The organism is Haliea sp. E17 (assembly GCF_048323675.1).
GTDB lineage: Bacteria > Pseudomonadota > Gammaproteobacteria > Pseudomonadales > Halieaceae > Mangrovimicrobium.
This window is the reverse complement of record NZ_JBLWFK010000002.1, coordinates 784,994-802,841: the sequence shown is the minus strand read 5'-3', so window position 1 is coordinate 802,841 and position 17,848 is coordinate 784,994. Positions and strand designations below refer to the sequence as shown.

Genomic DNA, 17,848 nt, shown 5'->3' with positions numbered 1-17,848 from the left:
GTGGAGCGCAGTGTGCGGGACAACGAGACGATGAACCAGATGAATGCGAATACAGATTCCCGGGTCCCCGACGAAGCGGTGGGACTGAACATCCAGAGCCAGTCAGACGTCGCGGACCACCAGACCACCGGTAATCCCTTCGTCAAGAACCCGAAGATGTCCGCCCGGGGCGTCAACGTCTTCTATGGCGACAAGCAGGCCATTCTCGACGTATCGCTGGATATCGCCGAGAACGAGGTACTGGCGATGATCGGGCCCTCAGGCTGCGGTAAATCCACCTTCCTGCGCTGCCTCAACCGGATGAACGACACCATCCCGATCTGCCGGGTACAGGGCAGTATCAACCTCGACGGCGAGGATATCTACGACCCCCGCCAGGACACCGTGCTGCTGCGGGCGCGGGTGGGCATGGTCTTCCAGAAGCCCAATCCCTTTCCCAAGTCCATCTACGAGAATGTGGCCTACGGCGCGCGCATCCACGGCCTGGCCCACAGCAAGGTGGAAATGGACGAAATCGTCGAGAACAGCCTGCGCCGGGCCAGCCTCTGGGACGAGGTCAAGGATGTACTGGACAAACCGGGTACGGGACTCTCCGGCGGCCAGCAGCAGCGCCTGTGTATTGCCCGGGCGATCGCGGTCAGCCCGGAAGTGATCCTCATGGACGAGCCGTGTTCGGCGCTCGACCCGATCGCCACGGCGCGTATCGAGGAACTGATGGATGAACTCAAGGAGCGCTTCACCATCGCCATCGTCACCCACTCCATGCAGCAGGCCGCACGGGTGTCCCAGCGCACTGCCTATTTCCACCTCGGCAAGCTGATCGAGGTGGGGGAGACCAAGCAGATCTTCACCAATCCGCGCCACGAGTTGACGGAAAACTACATCACCGGCCGTTTCGGCTAACCAGCCCGGGGCCTGCCGGCCCCTGCATTGCCCTGTCGTCGCAGCGAGCCCGCCGTTACCCCGGTGGCCTTGCTGCGGCTACTTGCCTTTGTCTTTGTCCTTCTCGGCGCCTTCCACGGTGTCGCTGATCAGCTTGGTGACCCAGTTGGACAGCGAGCGCCCGTCCGCCTCTGCCAGCTTCTTCGCCTTCTTCTTGAGGTCCGGCTCGATGCGGATATTCAGCACCTTGGTCTTCGACATGGCAAAAAAGTAGAAAAATGTAAAAGGAACGGTACTTTAGCACATGTATACACATTGAAAACACGGCTGTCTTTGTCTATATTTTGTATATACAACCAATATCGCGAACGGGTTCCCTATGAATCTGCGTGCTGCTAAAAACGAACTTGGTGAGCCACCGAAAGTGGGCGTCCAACTGCTGGTGCTGGAAGCGGTGGGTCTTCTGCTGGTGACGCTGCTGCTCGTCAACCTGGTCGAATAAGGCCAAATCCGACCTTTTTACTCGGTTGACTGAACGGTCGGCCATGCTAATACTTGCACCCCCTGTAATACGCCTGATCATTTAATAACCGAAAAGCGGGCGGTTTCACTCAACGGGGGAATATCATGTTTGCACGCAAAGCAGTCTTCGCGGCCTGTGCCGCCCTGGTTTATTCAAGTACCTCTTACGCCGTGTCCGATGTGGAGTGGGAGCAATTCAAGCAGAAGTTCCTCGAAATGGAGGCCCGGGTGCAGACGCTGGAGGCGGAAAATGCCCGCCTGCGCGATCATGCCAGCGTACCGGTCGAGGATCTCGAGCAGTTGCAGGGCCGCGTCGCCAGTATCGAGGAGGCCCGGCAGTCCTCCTGGACCGAATCCATCGGCATGAAGGGCGATTTCCGCTACCGCTACGAGAGCATCGATGTCGAGGATGTGGACCGGCGCGAGCGCTACCGCATACGTGCACGACTCTCGCTCAACGCCGCGCTGCCGAATGACGTGGATGTCGGCTTCGGATTGTCCACCGGTGGCGATGATCCGGTTTCAGGCAACCAGACCCTCGGCGGCGGTGGCAGCCGCAAGGAAATCCGTCTCGACAAGGCCTACGCCAAGTGGAACCTCACGCAGGACTTCGCGCTCATCGGCGGCAAGTTCAGCAACCCCCTGTATCGCCCCGAGGACTCCGCGCTGATGTGGGACGGTGACTGGCGCCCCGAAGGGATTGCCGCGACCTGGCGCCACGACAGTATCTTCGTCAACTTCCTCGGCGACTGGCTGGAGAGCGACAGCGCAACGGGTAACGACGAGTTTGCCTGGGGCCTGCAGGGCGGCACCGTGTTCGGGATCGGCGATGCTCGCCTGACGACTGCGCTGGGCTACTTCGATTTTCCCACCGCCGGCAACGGGCCGTTCTACGACGACAGTTTCTACGGCAACAGCTCGGTCAACGACACCTACCTCTACAACTACGAGGTGATTGAAGCCATCGCGGAACTGTCGCTGTCGGTGGCGGATTTGCCGCTGACAATCTATGCCGACGTGGTCCAGAACCAGGATGTCAGCGACCATGAAAACGGCTGGCAGGCGGGCATCGTGCTCGGCAAGCTGGGCGGCTGGGGAAGCTGGGACGTGGGCTACGCCTACCAGGACCTGGAGGCCGATGCGGTTCTGGGGCTGCTCAGCGACTCCGACTTCGCCGGCGGCGGTACCGATGGCAAGGGCCAGCGCATCACCGGGAACATGGGTATCAACAAGCAGTGGTCGCTCGGTTTTACCTGGTACCTGAACAACGAGGCGGGCGAGGTGAATCGCGCCGATCGCGGTGGCGCACTGTCCTATGATCGCTTTATCGTCGATACCCAATTCAAGTATTGAGGCCCTCGTGCGATAAATTTGTTTACAGGTGTTGCAAAGCGGATTTGGTTCCTTATAATGCGCGCTTCTGGCAACGGCCAGACCACTGCGTCCCCTTCGTCTAGTGGTCTAGGACACCGCCCTTTCACGGCGGTAACAGGGGTTCGAACCCCCTAGGGGATGCCACATTCAAAACCCGGCTCAGGCCGGGTTTTTTTATGCCCGGGGAAAAATCCGGCGGGAAATGACGGCTGGTCCATTCCGCTTCGCAGGCGCCGCGCTCTGCGGGCTCCTGCTGGCCGGGCGTTCCGGGTTACACTGCGCGCAGCATTTCGCTGGAGGAGGGCGTTGCCCCGATGAGTCGTTTCTGGAGTGAACTGGCGTCCCGCCTGACGCCCTACGTGCCGGGTGAACAGCCCCGGGGAACGCGCCTGGTGAAACTGAACACCAACGAAAATCCCTATCCCCCGGCCCCGGGTGTGCTGGCGGCGATTGCGGCGGTGACCGGCGACCAGCTGCGCCGCTACCCGGACCCGGACTCCAGCGCACTGCGCGAGGCCTGTGCCGTCCGCGAAGGCCTGTCACCGGAGCAGGTGTTTATCGGCAACGGTTCCGATGAGGTATTGGCCCACGCCTTCGCCGCTTTGCTCAAGCACGAAACACCGCTGCTGTTCCCCGATGTGACCTACAGCTTCTATCCGGTGTGGAGCGAACTCTACGGCGTCGAGTGCAGACCGGTGCCGCTGCGCGAGGACTTCAGCGTAGCGGTGGATGACTATCGCGCCGGCAACGGGGCTATTCTTATCGCCAACCCCAATGCGCCGACCGGTGTCCTGCTGCCGCTGGCGGAAATTCGCCGGCTGCTGGACGCCAACCGCGACGCGGTCGTCCTGGTCGATGAGGCCTATATCGATTTTGGCGGCGAATCCGCGGTGGCATTGATTCCCGAGTACGACAACCTGCTGGTGGTGCAGACGGTGTCCAAGTCCCGCTCCCTGGCCGGGCTGCGGGTGGGCGTGGCCTACGGGCACGCCGAGCTCATCGAGGCGCTGGTGCGGGTCAAGGATTCCTTCAATTCCTATCCGCTGGACACTATTGCCCAGCAGGCCGCGCTGGCGTCGCTGCAGGACGAAGCCTGGTTCCGCGACTGTTGCGGGCGGGTGATGGCGACGCGCGATTTCACCGTGCGCGGGCTTGAAGAACTGGGTTTCGAGGTCCTGCCGTCGGCGGCCAATTTCGTGCTGGCGCGGCACCCGGATCACGCCGGCGAGGCACTGTTCACTGCACTGCGGGAGCGCGGCATCATCGTCCGCTATTTCAACAAGCCGCGGATCAGCGAGTTCCTGCGCATCAGCATCGGCACCGACGAACAGATGCAGGAACTGCTCTCGGCGCTGTCCGGAATTCTCGCGCCGCGCTAGCGGGCAGCGGGATTCCTCACGCCGGGCCGGGTTCGAGTATTTTTCCCGGGTTGAGAACGCCCTGTGGGTCGAGGGCCTGTTTGAGGCAGTGCATGGCCCGCAGTTCTTCCGGCGTCCGGCTGACCGGCAGCCAGGGGCGCTTCTCCAGGCCGATGCCGTGCTCGGCGGAAACCGAGCCCCGGAATTCCGCCAGCGGCGTGTACACCGCGCGTTCGACCGCCGGGCGCAGGCTTTCGGCCTGGTTTGCGGGCAGCTGCACCGCGAGGTGCAGGTTGCCGTCGCCGAGATGTCCCCACACCCAGAGCCGATGGCCTGGCACGCTGGCAGCCAGGGCCCCGGTGAGCCCGGCGACGTAGTTTTCCATTTCCGCGATCGGCAGCGAAATATCGTAGATCAGCGGCGTTCCGCCGTTGAAGACCTGCGCCACGTCGTCGCGCAGGGCCCAGAACGCCGCGCAGTCGGCCTGCGAATTGGCCAGCGCCGCATCGGCAATCAGGCCCTCGACCAGCGCGGACTCCAGGACCTGCTCGAACTGTTGCCGGTCGCCCTGGGGTTCCGCGCCCTGTGATTCCAGCAGGACATAGTAGGGGTAGTCCTGGGGCAGGGGCGGGCGGCCCTGCGCCGGCGGCGAGCTCACCAGCCGGTAGAAGTCCTGCCACATAGCCTCGAAGGCCGAAAGCCTGCCGCCCAGCCCGCGATCCACGTGCTTGAGCAGCGCGGCCACCTGGTCGAAGGATTCCACGCCCACCAGCGCCATGTCGTGACTTCGCGGCGCCTCGCGCAGGCGCAGCACCAGCCGGGTGATGACTCCGAGGGTGCCTTCGGAACCGATGAACAGCTGCTTCAGGTCGTAGCCCGCGTTGTTCTTGATAAGCCGGTTCATGTTCGACAACACGCTGCCGTCCGCCAGCACGACCTCCAGCCCGAGGACCATGTCGCGCATCATGCCGTAGCGGATCACCCGGTTGCCACCGGCGTTGGTGGCGGCGTTGCCGCCGAGCGTGGCGCTGCCGCGGGCGCCGAGGTCCAGCGGGAACATCAGGTCGTGATCCTCCACGGCCTCCTGCAGGGCCTGCAGGGTGACGCCGGCCTGCACCGTGGCGCAGCGCTGCTGCGGGTCGATGGATTCGATGGCGCGCAGGCGCTCGGTGGAAAGAATCACCTCCGCGGCAGCGGCGTCGGCGCCGTGCACGAGCCCGGTGAGGCCACCCTGGGTGACCACGCTGTGCTGATGCTGCTGGCAACAGCGCAGGACTGCGGCCACCTCTTCGGTGCTGGCGGGGCGGGCGAGGGCCAGGGCACGCAGGTGATCCTGTCGCCAGATGCCCGCGCTGCGGTCGGCGAGCTGGGTGGCGTCCAGTACCGCATTGTCGCCGATCAGTGCGCGCAGTTGCGCGACTATGTCCATGGGCCTTTCCTCCGGCAGGGTGTGGTCTGCGTGTCCTGCTGATTCGCCAGCATTACACAGCGGACCGGAGCAGGTCTATTGTAGTACTCTGGGCGCTCACGCCGGCCCCGCAGTAACAGGAAGGGTATGCCATGAACCAGCCATTTACCCCGGACAATCCCGTTATCCCCGAGGAATTCCAGCGGGTTTTTACCGCCCAGCAGGCCTGGTACCGGGCCCACCGCAACCCGGGCCGCGAGGAGCGGGTGGCGGACCTGAAAACCCTGCACCGCATGCTGGTGGAAAATCGCGAGGCGCTGGTCGAAGCCGTCAATGCCGACTACGGCACCCGCGCCCGCTTCGAAACCCTGATGGCGGAACTGCTGATGAACCAGGAGGGCCTGCTCGACGCGGCGAAGCAGGTCGGTAACTGGATGCGGCCGCAGAAGCGCTCGCTGGACCCCACCCAGTACCCGCTGGCAAAGGCCCGCCTGCTGCCCCAGCCGCTCGGGGTGGTCGGCGTGGTGGCGCCGTGGAATTTTCCCATCTCCATGGCGTTCGCACCGCTGACCGGTATCTTCGCCGCGGGCAACACCGCCATGGTCAAGCTGTCGGAAAATTCGAATACCCTCGCGCACCTGCTCAGGGAGATCAGCCCGCGCTATTTCCCCGAGGGCAAACTGGCATTCTTCGAGGACGGCGGCGGCCGCGGGCCGGCGTTCACCAGTATGCCTTTCGACCACCTGTTCTTTACCGGTTCTTCCGCCACGGGCCGGGCGGTGATGGCCAACTGCGCCCGCAACCTGACGCCGGTTACCCTCGAACTGGGGGGCAAGTCCCCCGCGGTGGTGGCGCCGGACTACCCCATGCGCAAGGCCGCCGAGCGGATCATGTGGGTAAAAATGTTCAACGCCGGGCAGATCTGCATCACTGTCGACTACCTGTTCGTGCCGGAAGACAAACTCGACGAGTTTGTCGCCGCAGCGAAGCGGGTGGCGGCGCGCCGCTATCCGCAGATCAACAACGGCGATTACACCGCCATCATCGACCAACGCGCCTTCGACCGTCTCGAGGCGACCCTGCAGGACGCCCGGGACAAGGGCGCACGCATCGTCGATTTACTCGAGGGGCAGAGCGCCGACGCCGGGCGCCGTATCATGGCGCCGCGCCTGGTACTCGACGCGAGCGACGACATGCAGATCCTGCAGCGGGAAATCTTCGGGCCGCTGTTGCCGGTCAAAACCTACCGCGAGGCGCAGGAGGTGATCGACTATATCGACGGCCGCGATCGACCGCTGGCGTTTTACCTGTACTCCAACGACCGGGAACTCGCACAGTGGTATATCGACAACACCATGTCCGGCGGCGTCACCGTCAATGACGGCCTGCTGCATTCCGCGGTGCACAGCCTGCCCTTCGGCGGCGTCGGCAACAGCGGCATGGGCCATTACCACGGCCGCGAGGGCTTCATCACCTTCTCCAAGCTGCGGCCGGTGTTCTACCAGGGACCGATCAGGACGCTCGACCTGCTGATGCCGCCCTACAAGGGGCTGGCGCAGAAACTGCTCGGCCTGATGCTGAAACTGAAGAGTTGAACTGGCGGCTTATCCGCATGCAAGAAGACAGGAGGCTGCCATGAACGGCGCCGAGAGCCTGATAAAAACCCTCGTCGCAAGCGGCGTGGAAGTCTGCTTTACCAATCCGGGAACCTCCGAGATGCACTTCGTCGCCGCGCTCGACGAGGTGGCGGGCATGCGCTGCGTACTGTGCCTGTTTGAAGGCGTGGTCAGCGGCGCCGCGCTCGGCTATGCCTCGATGGCGCGCAAACCCGCCAGTACCCTGCTGCACCTGGGGCCGGGATTCGGCAACGCCATCGCCAACCTGCACAATGCCCGCAAGGCGCACCTGCCGGTGGTCAACGTGGTGGGGGACCATGCCACCTACCACCAGCAGTTCGACGCGCCACTGACCTCCGATATCGCCGGCCTCGCCGCGCCGGTGTCGCACTGGGTGCACAGCTCCGTCGCTCCCGCGAATATCGCCCGGGATGGCGCCGAAGCCGTGCGCCAGGCGGGTAGCGGGCGCATCGCCACGCTGATTCTGCCGGCGGATGTTTCCTGGGGCGACAACCCCGGGGGCGCGGATGCGGCCGGGGAGGCCACACCGCCCGCTGCCGTGCCCGCCGCACGGATCGAACAGGCCGCGGCGCTGCTGCGTTCCGGCAAACCCACGCTGATCATGGCCGGGGGGCGAGAGGTCTCCGCGCAGCAGGGCATGCTGCTGGGGCGTATCGCCGCGGCGACCGGCGCGCACCTGATGACCGAGACCTTCCCGGCCCGGGTGCGCCGCGGGGCGGGTACGGCGCGCATCGAGCGCCTGCCTTACCTCGCGGAAATGGCAATCGACGTGCTGCGCGACTACCAGCACGTGCTGCTGGTGGGCTGCGGGCCGCCGGTGGGTTTCTTCGCCTACCCTGGCGTTCCCAGCGAACTCACCCAGCCCGCCTGCAAGACCCTGCAACTGGCCTCGCCGGAGGAGGATATCGACGGCGCCCTGGCAGCGCTGGCCGCAGCCTGCCACGCGGAAGGTGCGCTGGCGGCCTGCCACGGCCTGGAATTGCCCCCGCCGCCGGCAGGGCCGCTGGACGCCGGCAGCATCGCCCAGTCGCTGGCGCATTACCTGCCCGAGGACGCCATCGTGGTGGACGAAGGCATAACGGCGGGCATGGCCTGTTTCCCGGCCACTGCCAATGCGCGCCCCCACGACTGGCTCAGTGAAGCCGGCGGCTCCATCGGCTTCGGCCTGCCGGTCGCGGTCGGAGCCGCCATTGCCTGTCCGCAGCGCAAGGTCATTTGCCTGGAGGGCGATGGCAGCGCGATGTACACCATCCAGTCGCTGTGGTCCATGGCCCGGGAGGCGCTCGATATCACCGTGGTGCTTCTCAACAACGGCAAGTACAGCATCCTGGAACTGGAATTCCTGCGCACCGGCGCGCGCGGCGGCAAACCCGGGCCGAATGCCGCCAGCCTGCTGGACATCGGTTCCCCCGCGCTGGATTTCGCGGCGATGGCGCAGAGCATGGGGGTGGCGTCGGGCGTCGCCACCACGGCGGAGGAGTTCAACGCACTGCTCGCCGGGGCGCTGGCATCGCCCGGGCCTTTCCTGATCGATGCGCGGGTGCCGCCACTGGCGCTGGGTTGAGTTGATCCCGGAGTCCAGGTAAAGGCTGAGTTGCTGCGCAATTTAAATCTTGTGCCAGAGGTAGAGTGTGAGACGGGAACTGACTGCTGGAACCGTGCCGCGACATGGATGTCGCCGCCCGAGCCTGCACATGGATGTGCGCTTTTTGGCGTGTTCCAGCAGGCAGTTCCCGTTTCACGCTCGGGTAAAGTACTCCGGCGTCGAGGATTCAATATGGGCCACTTCCCATACGCGGTTGATTTGCGCCTTTTTCGAGCGCGGATTAGCATGGTCCTCCGCTAAACATCGACATAAGGACAACAACAGGTGGACAGGGTAGAGCAGTTGCTGGGCCAGGCCCGGGATGCAACGGGGCTGAACAATTTCGGTGAGGACAGTTTCCGCGAGGGACTGGAACGGCTGGTCGCCTCGGCTGACGCGGAGGCCGATTTCAATCCGGCGGGAAAGATGGGCTTCGACATGCAGATTGTCGGCCTGTTGTGCAATCGCCTGCGGATCGAAGACTGGTATTCGCGGCACCCCGAAATCGACGAGCAGGAAATTGTCGCGCCCCTGATCGGCCTGGGGCTGCCGCGCACCGGGTCGACGGCGCTGTCCTGCCTGCTGGCGGAAGACCCGGCGATTCGCTACCTGCGCAACTGGGAATCCAACGAACCCTGCCCGCCGCCCGAACTTGCCACCCAGCACGACGATCCACGTATTGCCCGGGCGGAAGAGATGATGCGCCGTCGGGACGAGCATTTCCCGCGGATGAAGGCCATGTTGCCGAGTACGGCGACGGGGCCCATGGAGTGCCAGAATTTAATGGGCTTCGATTTCAAGTCGCAGATTTTCCAGGCCTTCGGCAACATCCCCGGCTACGTGCACTGGCTCAATCACGAGGCTGACCTGGTGTCGACCTACCGCTACGTGAAACGCGTGCTCAAGCTCCTGCAGTGGCGCTGCCCGCCGACCAACTGGCGACTGAAAAACCCCTCGCATTCGCTGTTTATCGACGCCCTGGACGCAGTGTTTCCCGACGCGCGCTTCTGGATGACCCACCGCGACATCGGCAGTGTAATTCCCTCGGTGGCGGACCTGTATTTCGAGCTGCGCCGCAACGGCTGCGACAACGTCGATCTTCACGCCATTGGCGCCGAGGTGACCGATTTCTGCGAACTGGGCATGCGACGGATGATCGCCTTCCGCGACGCGGGTAACGAGGCGCGCTTCTTCGATATCCATTTCGCGCCTTTCCAGCAAGACCCATTCCCGGCAATGGCGGCGCTCTACGAGTTTCTCGGCGAGGAATTCACTGTGGAGACCCGCGAGCGCATGCAGGACTGGCGGCGCGAGAACGCCCGGGACAAGTTCACCATCGAGCGCACGCCGCCGGAGACCTTCGGCATCGATTTCGCGCAACTGGCGCAGCGCTTCGCGTTCTACAACCAGCGCTTCGGCATCGCGGCTGCGCGCTGAGAATCAGTCCTCCAGCAATGCGTTGAGGAAGCTGACCCGCCGGGCCTCGGCCTCCCGGCGCAACACCGTCGTGTCCAGCTCGAAGGCGACCCCCGGAATGGTCTCGTTGACCCTGGGGTTGCCCACCCACCAGACGATGCGGCAGACCCGGCGTTTTATGCGCCAGCCCTGTGCAGTGCGCACCAGCTGGTCGTCGTACCAGCCGCTGCCGTCCCACAGCGGGTTGCCGTCGGTGGCCTTGCGCACCAGCCGCCAGGTACCGTTGGTGAGCGCGGTGGCAGTATCCCCGCGCACGTCCACCAGGTGATTCATCATGCTGTGCTGGGTGCTGTCGAAGGGATCGTGGAAGGCGCCGAAGTCGCGCTTGAAACTCTCCCGGTCGTACCAGTGGGCGGGCTCGCTGAAGTCAGCCTCCACGTCCTCGGTAAATACCCGGTCGAACAGGTCCCAGCGCTGGCTGTCCACGGCGAAACCGTAGAGGTTGATGATCTGGGTGATTTCGCTGATGTCTGCGTGCGACATGCTCTGGGGCTCCCGGGGCCTGCGGCCCTTGTTATTTTGTGAGCTGGTGGCAGTTTACGGAGCCACCAAAATATAGAAAGCGGGTTTTACAATGGGGGTCAATTGCTTCGTCGTCAAGTGCTGAGGCCCTGGCGGAGTTACTGTCGAATGGTGGTTCATGTGCCGCGGGTAGAGTGTGAGACGGCTCCTGAATGCTGGAACCGTGCGGCGACAGGACGTCGCCGCCCGAGCCTGCACATGGATGTGCGCTTTTTGGCGTGTTCCGGCAGGCAGGAGCCGTTTCACGCTCGGCGAGTACCCCACAACCAGGTCCAAATCCAGCCACTATCTCCTTGATTGGCGTTCACGGCTTGCAGCCCGCGGTCGATTCCATCACAATACGCGCCCTCTGCGCCGGTGGGCCCTCAACCGGCAATTTCAGGCGCAGGTTCTGTGGTGGCCCAGGCGGTCCCCCCGCAACGATAGGTAGTGAACCCCGCCAGGCCCGGAAGGGAGCAACGGTAATTATCGACTCGTGTGCCGGGGTGTGGCTGTCTGGGCCATCTCCATTTCAGGGCCCACTGCCGGCTCGCCGGAGTTTCTGTCTCGCGGGCGGTGGTGTATCCTCAGACCCTTTGGGTTAAATAGATAACAGGGTATGTCCTACCAGGTCCTCGCGCGCAAATGGCGGCCGAAAAGCTTCCGGGAAATGGTCGGCCAGGAGCACGTGCTGCGCGCGCTCATCAACGCCCTGGACCACGACCGCCTGCACCACGCCTACCTGTTCACCGGCACCCGCGGGGTCGGTAAAACCACCATTGCCCGTATCCTCGCCAAGTGCCTGAACTGCGAGCGCGGCGTCAGTTCCGAGCCCTGCGGCGAGTGCGGCGCCTGCCGGGAAATTGCCGAGGGCCGCAGCGTCGACCTGCTGGAAGTGGACGCGGCCTCGCGCACCAAGGTGGAAGACACCCGCGAACTGCTGGAAAACGTCCAGTACGCGCCCACCAATTCGCGCTACAAGGTCTACCTCATCGACGAGGTGCACATGCTCTCGACCAGCAGCTTCAACGCGCTGCTGAAAACCCTCGAGGAGCCGCCGCCCCACGTCAAGTTCCTGCTCGCCACCACCGACCCGCAGAAGCTCCCGGCCACCGTGCTCTCGCGCTGCCTGCAGTTCAACCTCAAGAACATGCCGCCGGAGCAGATCGTCGGCCACCTGTCGAACATTCTCGACAAGGAGATGATCAGCTTCGAGGAACCGGCCCTGTGGCTGCTGGCGCGCGCCGCATCCGGCAGTATGCGCGATGCCCTGAGCCTGACCGACCAGGGCATCGCCTTCGGTTCGGGTAAACTGCTGGAAGTTGATGTCCGCGCCATGCTCGGCAGTGTCGACCTCGGCTTCATTCACGAGGTCATGGAAAAAATTGCCGCCGGGGAACCCCGGCCGGTGCTGGACGCTGTGGCGAGAATGGCGGAACACGGCGCCGACTTCGACAACAGTGTCGACGAACTGATTTCCCTCCTGCACCGGGTCGCCCTGGCGCAGGCGGTGCCGGATACGGTAGACAACAACTGGGGGGATGCCGAGGCCTTGAGCGCCCTGGCCGCCGCGATTACCGCGGAGGACGCCCAGCTTTACTACCAGATCGCCATCAACGGAAAGCGCGACATGGGCCTGGCGCCGGAACCGCGCACCGGTTTCGAAATGCTGCTGCTGCGGATGCTGGCCTTCCGTCCCGCGTCGGCAGCACAAGCGCCCGGCGGTTCCGCTAAACCCGGACCCGCGGCAGCACCGCAGGGTGATAATGCCGAGACTGCCCGCGCCGCCACCAGGGAGGCGCCGGAACCGCTAAAAAAGTCCCCTGAGCCACAGGCGGAGCCCGCGCCGGTCCGGGTTCCCGAACCGCCCGTGGCGGCGCGCGAAACCGCTGTGGAAGCGCAGCCTCCCGCGGTACCGGAGCTGGCAAGGCCGACAGCGCCGCCACCGGTGCAGCCGGCGCAGCAGCCGGCGGCAACGCCCTCCCGCAGCAGCCCGGGAGCGGGCGCAGGGCAGGCGATGGTGGCGCCGGAGCAATGGGTCGAATTGATCGACCGGCTGGGGCTGGTCGGTGTGGTGCACAGCGTCGCCAGCAACATGGCCCTGGCCCACGTCAACGACAACCGGCTGCGCTTCGTGCTGGACGCCGGTAATGCGGCACTGTTCAACGAGAGCCACGAGACCAAGCTGCGCCTGGCCCTGCAGAACTACTTTGAGCGCGAACTGTCGGTTACCGTGGAGATCGGCCAGCCGCACGCGGAGACCCCCGCAATGCGCCGCCTGCGCCTGGCCGGAGAGCGCCAGCAGCAGGCGGTAGAGGAAATCGAAAAGGATCAGCGCCTGCAGGGGCTGATGGCACGTTTTGACGGGCGGCTGGATCACAGCTCGATCGCGCCGCTGGATTCGTGAGGACACAGCAATGAAAAATCTTTCAGACCTGATGCAGCAGGCACAGCAACTGCAAGCGGACATGCAAAAAGCCCAGGAAAATCTCGCCCATGCCGAAGTGCGTGGCGAGGCGGGCGCGGGACTGGTCAGCGTGGTCATGACCGGCCGCCACGACGTCAAGCGGGTGACCATCGATCCTTCCGTACTGCAGGAGGACAAGGAAGTGCTGGAAGACCTGCTGGCCGCCGCGGTCAACGACGCGGTACGCAAGGTCGAGGCGCACAACCGCGAGGCGATGTCCGGCCTCGCCTCCGGGCTGAACCTGCCCGGTGGCATGAAGTTTCCCTTCTGAGGTTGCCGCGCACACATGCAATTCAGTCCCGCCCTGCTGGCCCTGATCGAGGCCCTGCGCTGCCTGCCCGGTGTGGGTCCGAAATCCGCCCAGCGCATGAGCCTGCACCTGCTGGAGCGCGATCGCGCAGGCGCCGGTGAACTCGCCCGCCGGCTGCAGGAGGCTATCGAGCGCATCGACCACTGCAGCCGCTGCCGCAACCTCACCGAACTGGAGGTCTGTGAAATCTGTGCCGACCCCCGCCGCGATGCGGCGACCGTCTGCGTGGTGGAGACCCCGGCGGATGTGCTGGCGGTCGAATCCAGTGGCAGCTATCGCGGGCAGTACTTCGTGCTGATGGGGCACCTTTCGCCGATCGACGGCATCGGCCCCGAGGAACTGGGCCTGGATCACTTCCAGAAGCGGGTGCTGGAGGAGGGCGTGACCGAGGTTATCCTCGCCACCAACCCCACCGTCGAGGGCGAGGCGACAGCCTGGTACCTGGCGGATGCGCTGCGCAGCCGCGGCATCAAGGTCAGCCGGATCGCCCACGGGGTGCCGCTGGGTGGCGAACTGGAATACGTGGACGGCTCGACGCTGGCGCATGCCTTCTCCGGCCGCCGTCCGCTGGAATAGGAAGAACTGGATGGACTGGCAATTAATCGAATCCGACGCTGCGCTCGCCGGCCTGCTGGCGCGCGCCGAGGGCTGCAGCGCGGTGATGGTCGACACCGAGTTCATGCGCCGCAACACCTTTTTCCCGCAGGTGGCACTGCTGCAACTGTGCTTTGACGACTGTGACGCCGCCGGTACCGCGTGGCTCATCGATCCCCTGAAGGTCACCGAACTGGATCCCCTGCGCGCGTTGCTGCAGGATGCCCGCGTGGTCAAGGTACTGCACTCGGCCAGCGAGGATCTCGAGGTCTTTCAGCGCTGGCTGGGCGTCCTGCCGGCACCGCTGTTCGACACCCAGAAGGCGGCGGCGCTGGTGGGCATGGATTTTGGCCTCGGCTACCGTAACACCGTGCTGGAACTGTGCGGCGAGGACCTGCCCAAGGGGGAAACCCGCTCCGACTGGCTGCAGCGGCCGCTCACCGAGTCCCAGTGCCACTACGCCGCGCAGGACGTGATCTGGCTGTTGCAGGTCTACCACATCCTCGCACAGCGCTGCCGCGAGCAGGATCGCTTCGACTGGGTCCTGGAAGAGGGCGCAGCCGCCTGCAACGGGCTCGCCTCGGACGTCGGCGGCTACTACCTGCGAATCAAGCAGGCCTGGAAGCTCGCCCCGCGGCAGCTGGCGACCCTGATTGCGGTCTGCGACTGGCGCGACCAGGTGGCGCGGGATGAGGATCGCCCGCGCAGCTGGATCATCGACGACCAGGCCTGTATGCAACTGGCCCGGCTGCAACCGCGGGACATGGGCCAGCTGCGCGGCAAGGTCGAAATGCACCCGCGGGTCCTGCGCCGCCACGGCGAGGCCCTGCTCGAACTGGTAGCCGCCCAGGATCACCTGTCCCCGGAGCAGCTGCCCGAAACGCTGCCGGAACCCCTCGCGGCGCGCCAGCGCGATCAGCTGAAGCAGCTCAAGCAGCGCCTTGAGCACATCGGCAGGGACCTCGGCATCGCCCCGCAAATGCTGCTGTCCAGCCGGGACCTCGAACAACTGTTGCGCGATGGGGCGGCAAAGCCGCCGCAGTGGCAGGGCTGGCGCCAGCCGCGGGTGATCGAACCCCTGTGCAACTACCTGCGGGAGCTTGCCGCGTGAAACGACTGGTGGAAATTTTCTGCAGCTCCCGGCGCGCGGAGATGTACCTCTACGTGGACCGGGCCAAAGGCTTCGAGGACATTCCAGAAGCCCTGATGCAGCAGTTCGGCGAGCCGCGCAGCATCATGCTGTTGATGCTGGAGCCTGGACGCAAACTGGCGCGCGCAGACGCCGCCGAGGTGCTGGCGCAGATCGAGGCCCGGGGCTACTACCTGCAAATACCGCCGACGCCAGAGGAACTGCTGCGCCGGGAGAAGGCCGGTGACTGAATGGTGGCACGAGCTGTCACTGGCGGAATTGAACCCGCAGCAGTGGGAGGAATTGTGTGACGGCTGCGGCCGCTGCTGCCTGCACAAGCTGGAAGACGAGGATAGCGGTGAAGTGTTCTATACCCGGGTGCACTGCCGTTTCCTGGATGCAGCGACCTGCCGCTGCAGCGACTACCGCAAGCGCTCGCAGCTGGTGCCCGAGTGTATAACCCTGGTGCCGGACATGGTCGGTGATCTCGACTGGCTGCCCTCCACTTGTGCCTATCGCCTGCGCGCCCGCGGCGAGCGCCTGCCGGACTGGCATCACCTGGTGTCGGGTTCGCGGGAAACGGTGCACTCGGCGGGTATTTCGATCCGCGGCCGAACCCTGCCGGAGCAAAACGTGCACCCCGACAGTTACGAGGAACTCATCGTGACCTGGGTGGAATAGGAGTGATGACAAGTGCTGAGTGACAGTTCCTACCATACCGCCATGGCGGTCTACCTCGGTGCCGGTGCCCTCGCGGTATTGCTGCTGGCGTGGTGGCTGCTGCGCCGCTGGCCGGGTTTCCCCAGCCTGCTGCTGGTGCTGCTCAGCGCCGCCCTGTTGCTGACCCCCGCCTACCCCAAGGAAGGCGTTACCACTTTCGCCCCGGCGCTGGTGGTGGCGGCCTTCCAGTATATGACCGCCGGCGCGGAGGCCGCCCAACACGCCCTGCGGCCGCTGGTTGCGGCGTCGCTGGTCGCACTGTTGCTCGCGGTGCTGCTGCGTTTCACCGTGTTACGGCGTGCCCGCCAGTCCACTGCCCCCGGGGCCGGGGAGGATGGCGGCTGATGCGGCACCGCGCCGGCTTCCCGAGCCTGCTTCCCGCGCTGCTTGTCCTGTTGCTTTCCAGTGCCGTTGCCGCGGGGGCACCTCCGGTTATCGCAGCCGCCGATTTGCGCCTGCTGGTCGATGCCTCCGCCAATATGCGCGACTCGGATCCCGATGGCCAGCAGGTCCGGGATGCGCTGCGACTCGGCCTGGCGCTGCTGCCGGATGGCGCCAGCGCGGGTGTCTGGCTATTTGCGGATACGGTGAGCGAGCTGGTTCCCTACGGGCGTGTGGACGACGCCTGGCGCCGGCGGGCGAAGGCCGCGCTGGCTGCCTACCCGGCTCATCCCGGGGGCAGCCAGCGGGATATCCCCGCCGCCCTGCAGGCGGCGCTGTTCGATCTCGACACACTCGATAACACCCGTCGCACCAGCCTCCTGTTGCTGACCGACGGGCGGGTGACGGTCGCCCGGTCCCCCATGCTGAACGCGGCCGCCGCCCGCGAGGTCCTCGAGCAACTGGCGCCGCAACTCGATGAAAAGGGTATTTCGGTGCATACCATCGCGCTTGCCGACCAGGTGGATGGCAGCTTCCTGCAGGCGCTGGCCGCATCCACCGGGGGAGTGGCAGTGCACGCCGACACCGCCGCGACCCTGCCCGATGACATCCTGCGGGTGCTCACCCGTGCGGCCGACATTAACCGCCTGCCGCTCGCGGACGACGGCTTTGTGGTCGATGAGCAGACGACGCGTATCAGCCTCTTGCTGCGCGGTGAACGCGACAGTGGCGATGCGTTGCGCGACCCGGCGGGGAAGCGCATCAGCCTGGTATCAGCTGAAGCGGGCGCCGAGGTGATTCACAGTGGGGACATTACCCTGGTCACGGTCGATGCTCCGGCGCCGGGAACCTGGCAGCTGGCGGTCGCAGAGCGTGACCGGGCCCAGGTGTTGCTGCGCGCCGGCCTGCAATTGGATGCGCTGCCCGAGCAGGGCTCGCGCCAGGCGGCGGGGGCGAGCGTAGCGCTGCGCCTGCAGCTCGCGGCCTCCGGCGAATCGCCGGCCCCGGCATTTCCCGGGGCAGCGCCGCGCGTGGATATCGTAATTTCCGGCCCGGATGATACCCTGCGCCGCATCGAGGACCAGGCGATCGAAGCGTCTGCTGACGGCGGCTATCGCGTCGTGCTGCCCGCCCTGGAGACCCCCGGGGAATACCGGGTGCTGGTCGACTTTGCCGCGGGAGACATTCGCCGGCAGTTGCCGCTGTTCCTCGAGATGGTCTCTGCCGATGGCCAACCGACCCTGGTGACCCGGGGCGACGCCCCGGAATACGACGGTTTCCGCCTGCCCCTGCTGTTGCTCGGCAGTTGCAGTGCGGCCGGCCTGGGCCTGCTCTGGCTGGTCCTGCGCAGGCGCCAGCGGCGCAAGCTGGAGATCTGGCGCAGGCGGGCAGAGCAGTTGCGCGCCACTCCCGATCCCGCACTGCGGCGGGCGGCCCTGTCCGCCGCTCAGCCGGCCAATGACAGCGCCTCGCTTGAATCGGGCCCTGCCACTCAGTAACCTTT

The 17,848-nt window shown here is 65.3% G+C and carries 18 protein-coding genes, 1 tRNA gene and 1 other RNA gene; 17 read left to right on the top strand and 3 right to left on the bottom strand.

The window, feature by feature from the left end; all coding sequences use genetic code 11:
- Positions 1-156: 156 nt before the first annotated feature.
- Entirely contained in the window at positions 157-903 is a 747-nt protein-coding gene (pstB, locus tag ACNKU3_RS06730) for a phosphate ABC transporter ATP-binding protein PstB (protein WP_418259027.1), read from the top strand.
- A 78-nt stretch (positions 904-981) separates the two neighbouring features.
- On the opposite strand, the gene ACNKU3_RS06725 is transcribed toward pstB, so the two are convergent.
- Positions 982-1,143, bottom strand: coding sequence for a toxin-antitoxin system HicB family antitoxin (locus ACNKU3_RS06725; protein WP_418258649.1), 162 nt, complete (start codon positions 1,141-1,143; stop codon positions 982-984).
- A gap of 118 nt (positions 1,144-1,261) precedes the next feature.
- Here ACNKU3_RS06725 and ACNKU3_RS06720 point away from each other — a divergent pair, with 118 nt between their 5' ends.
- The 4 genes from ACNKU3_RS06720 to hisC all read left to right on the top strand — a co-directional run bounded on the left by ACNKU3_RS06720 (position 1,262) and on the right by hisC (position 4,157).
- Positions 1,262-1,384, top strand: coding sequence for a hypothetical protein (locus ACNKU3_RS06720; protein ID WP_418258648.1), 123 nt, complete (start codon positions 1,262-1,264; stop codon positions 1,382-1,384).
- A gap of 125 nt (positions 1,385-1,509) precedes the next feature.
- Positions 1,510-2,757, top strand: a complete 1,248-nt coding sequence (locus ACNKU3_RS06715) for a putative porin (protein ID WP_418258647.1) — start codon at positions 1,510-1,512, stop codon at positions 2,755-2,757.
- A gap of 89 nt (positions 2,758-2,846) precedes the next feature.
- Positions 2,847-2,922, top strand: a tRNA-Glu gene (locus ACNKU3_RS06710).
- A 170-nt stretch (positions 2,923-3,092) separates the two neighbouring features.
- Positions 3,093-4,157: a histidinol-phosphate transaminase gene (gene hisC, locus ACNKU3_RS06705; protein ID WP_418258646.1), complete on the top strand. Its 1,065-nt coding sequence runs from the start codon at positions 3,093-3,095 to the stop codon at positions 4,155-4,157.
- A 16-nt stretch (positions 4,158-4,173) separates the two neighbouring features.
- Here the strand turns inward: hisC and ACNKU3_RS06700 are convergent, their stop codons facing one another.
- Positions 4,174-5,565, bottom strand: coding sequence for an FAD-binding oxidoreductase (locus ACNKU3_RS06700; RefSeq protein ID WP_418258645.1), 1,392 nt, complete (start codon positions 5,563-5,565; stop codon positions 4,174-4,176).
- A 131-nt stretch (positions 5,566-5,696) separates the two neighbouring features.
- Here ACNKU3_RS06700 and ACNKU3_RS06695 point away from each other — a divergent pair, with 131 nt between their 5' ends.
- The 3 genes from ACNKU3_RS06695 to ACNKU3_RS06685 all read left to right on the top strand — a co-directional run bounded on the left by ACNKU3_RS06695 (position 5,697) and on the right by ACNKU3_RS06685 (position 10,203).
- A complete protein-coding gene (locus ACNKU3_RS06695) occupies positions 5,697-7,139 on the top strand; it encodes a coniferyl aldehyde dehydrogenase (protein ID WP_418258644.1) in 1,443 nt (480 codons plus the stop codon).
- Positions 7,140-7,179: 40 nt separating this feature from the next.
- Entirely contained in the window at positions 7,180-8,745 is a 1,566-nt protein-coding gene (locus tag ACNKU3_RS06690) for an acetolactate synthase large subunit (RefSeq protein WP_418258643.1), read from the top strand.
- Between the two features lie 306 nt (positions 8,746-9,051).
- Positions 9,052-10,203 (top strand): sulfotransferase family protein, encoded by a 1,152-nt coding sequence (locus ACNKU3_RS06685; RefSeq protein ID WP_418258642.1) that lies wholly within the window; start codon positions 9,052-9,054, stop codon positions 10,201-10,203.
- A gap of 3 nt (positions 10,204-10,206) precedes the next feature.
- On the opposite strand, the gene ACNKU3_RS06680 is transcribed toward ACNKU3_RS06685, so the two are convergent.
- Positions 10,207-10,725 carry a nuclear transport factor 2 family protein gene (locus tag ACNKU3_RS06680; protein ID WP_418258640.1) on the bottom strand — a complete coding sequence of 173 codons (519 nt, stop codon included), beginning with the start codon at positions 10,723-10,725 and terminating at the stop codon, positions 10,207-10,209.
- Between the two features lie 442 nt (positions 10,726-11,167).
- Between ACNKU3_RS06680 and ffs the strand changes: the two genes are divergently transcribed.
- The 9 genes from ffs to ACNKU3_RS06635 all read left to right on the top strand — a co-directional run bounded on the left by ffs (position 11,168) and on the right by ACNKU3_RS06635 (position 17,843).
- Positions 11,168-11,264: signal recognition particle sRNA small type (gene ffs, locus ACNKU3_RS06675), an RNA gene on the top strand.
- A 98-nt stretch (positions 11,265-11,362) separates the two neighbouring features.
- The gene (gene dnaX / locus ACNKU3_RS06670) at positions 11,363-13,150 is read left to right on the top strand and encodes a DNA polymerase III subunit gamma/tau (protein ID WP_418258639.1); all 1,788 of its coding nucleotides are present in this window, start codon (positions 11,363-11,365) and stop codon (positions 13,148-13,150) included.
- Between the two features lie 10 nt (positions 13,151-13,160).
- On the top strand, positions 13,161-13,481 hold the full coding sequence (locus ACNKU3_RS06665) for a YbaB/EbfC family nucleoid-associated protein (protein ID WP_418258637.1): 321 nt from the start codon (positions 13,161-13,163) through the stop codon (positions 13,479-13,481).
- A 15-nt stretch (positions 13,482-13,496) separates the two neighbouring features.
- Positions 13,497-14,096 carry a recombination mediator RecR gene (gene recR / locus ACNKU3_RS06660; RefSeq protein WP_418258636.1) on the top strand — a complete coding sequence of 200 codons (600 nt, stop codon included), beginning with the start codon at positions 13,497-13,499 and terminating at the stop codon, positions 14,094-14,096.
- A gap of 10 nt (positions 14,097-14,106) precedes the next feature.
- Positions 14,107-15,225 (top strand): ribonuclease D, encoded by a 1,119-nt coding sequence (gene rnd, locus ACNKU3_RS06655; RefSeq protein WP_418258634.1) that lies wholly within the window; start codon positions 14,107-14,109, stop codon positions 15,223-15,225.
- Positions 15,222-15,494, top strand: coding sequence for a YcgL domain-containing protein (locus ACNKU3_RS06650; protein WP_418258633.1), 273 nt, complete (start codon positions 15,222-15,224; stop codon positions 15,492-15,494). Before rnd ends, ACNKU3_RS06650 begins: the two co-directional genes overlap by 4 nt.
- Positions 15,487-15,924: a YcgN family cysteine cluster protein gene (locus tag ACNKU3_RS06645; RefSeq protein WP_418258631.1), complete on the top strand. Its 438-nt coding sequence runs from the start codon at positions 15,487-15,489 to the stop codon at positions 15,922-15,924. The genes ACNKU3_RS06650 and ACNKU3_RS06645 overlap by 8 nt, the downstream gene beginning before the upstream one ends.
- A gap of 12 nt (positions 15,925-15,936) precedes the next feature.
- Positions 15,937-16,308: a hypothetical protein gene (locus tag ACNKU3_RS06640; RefSeq protein ID WP_418258630.1), complete on the top strand. Its 372-nt coding sequence runs from the start codon at positions 15,937-15,939 to the stop codon at positions 16,306-16,308.
- Positions 16,308-17,843 carry a VWA domain-containing protein gene (locus tag ACNKU3_RS06635; protein WP_418258628.1) on the top strand — a complete coding sequence of 512 codons (1,536 nt, stop codon included), beginning with the start codon at positions 16,308-16,310 and terminating at the stop codon, positions 17,841-17,843. The genes ACNKU3_RS06640 and ACNKU3_RS06635 overlap by 1 nt, the downstream gene beginning before the upstream one ends.
- Positions 17,844-17,848: the final 5 nt, after the last annotated feature.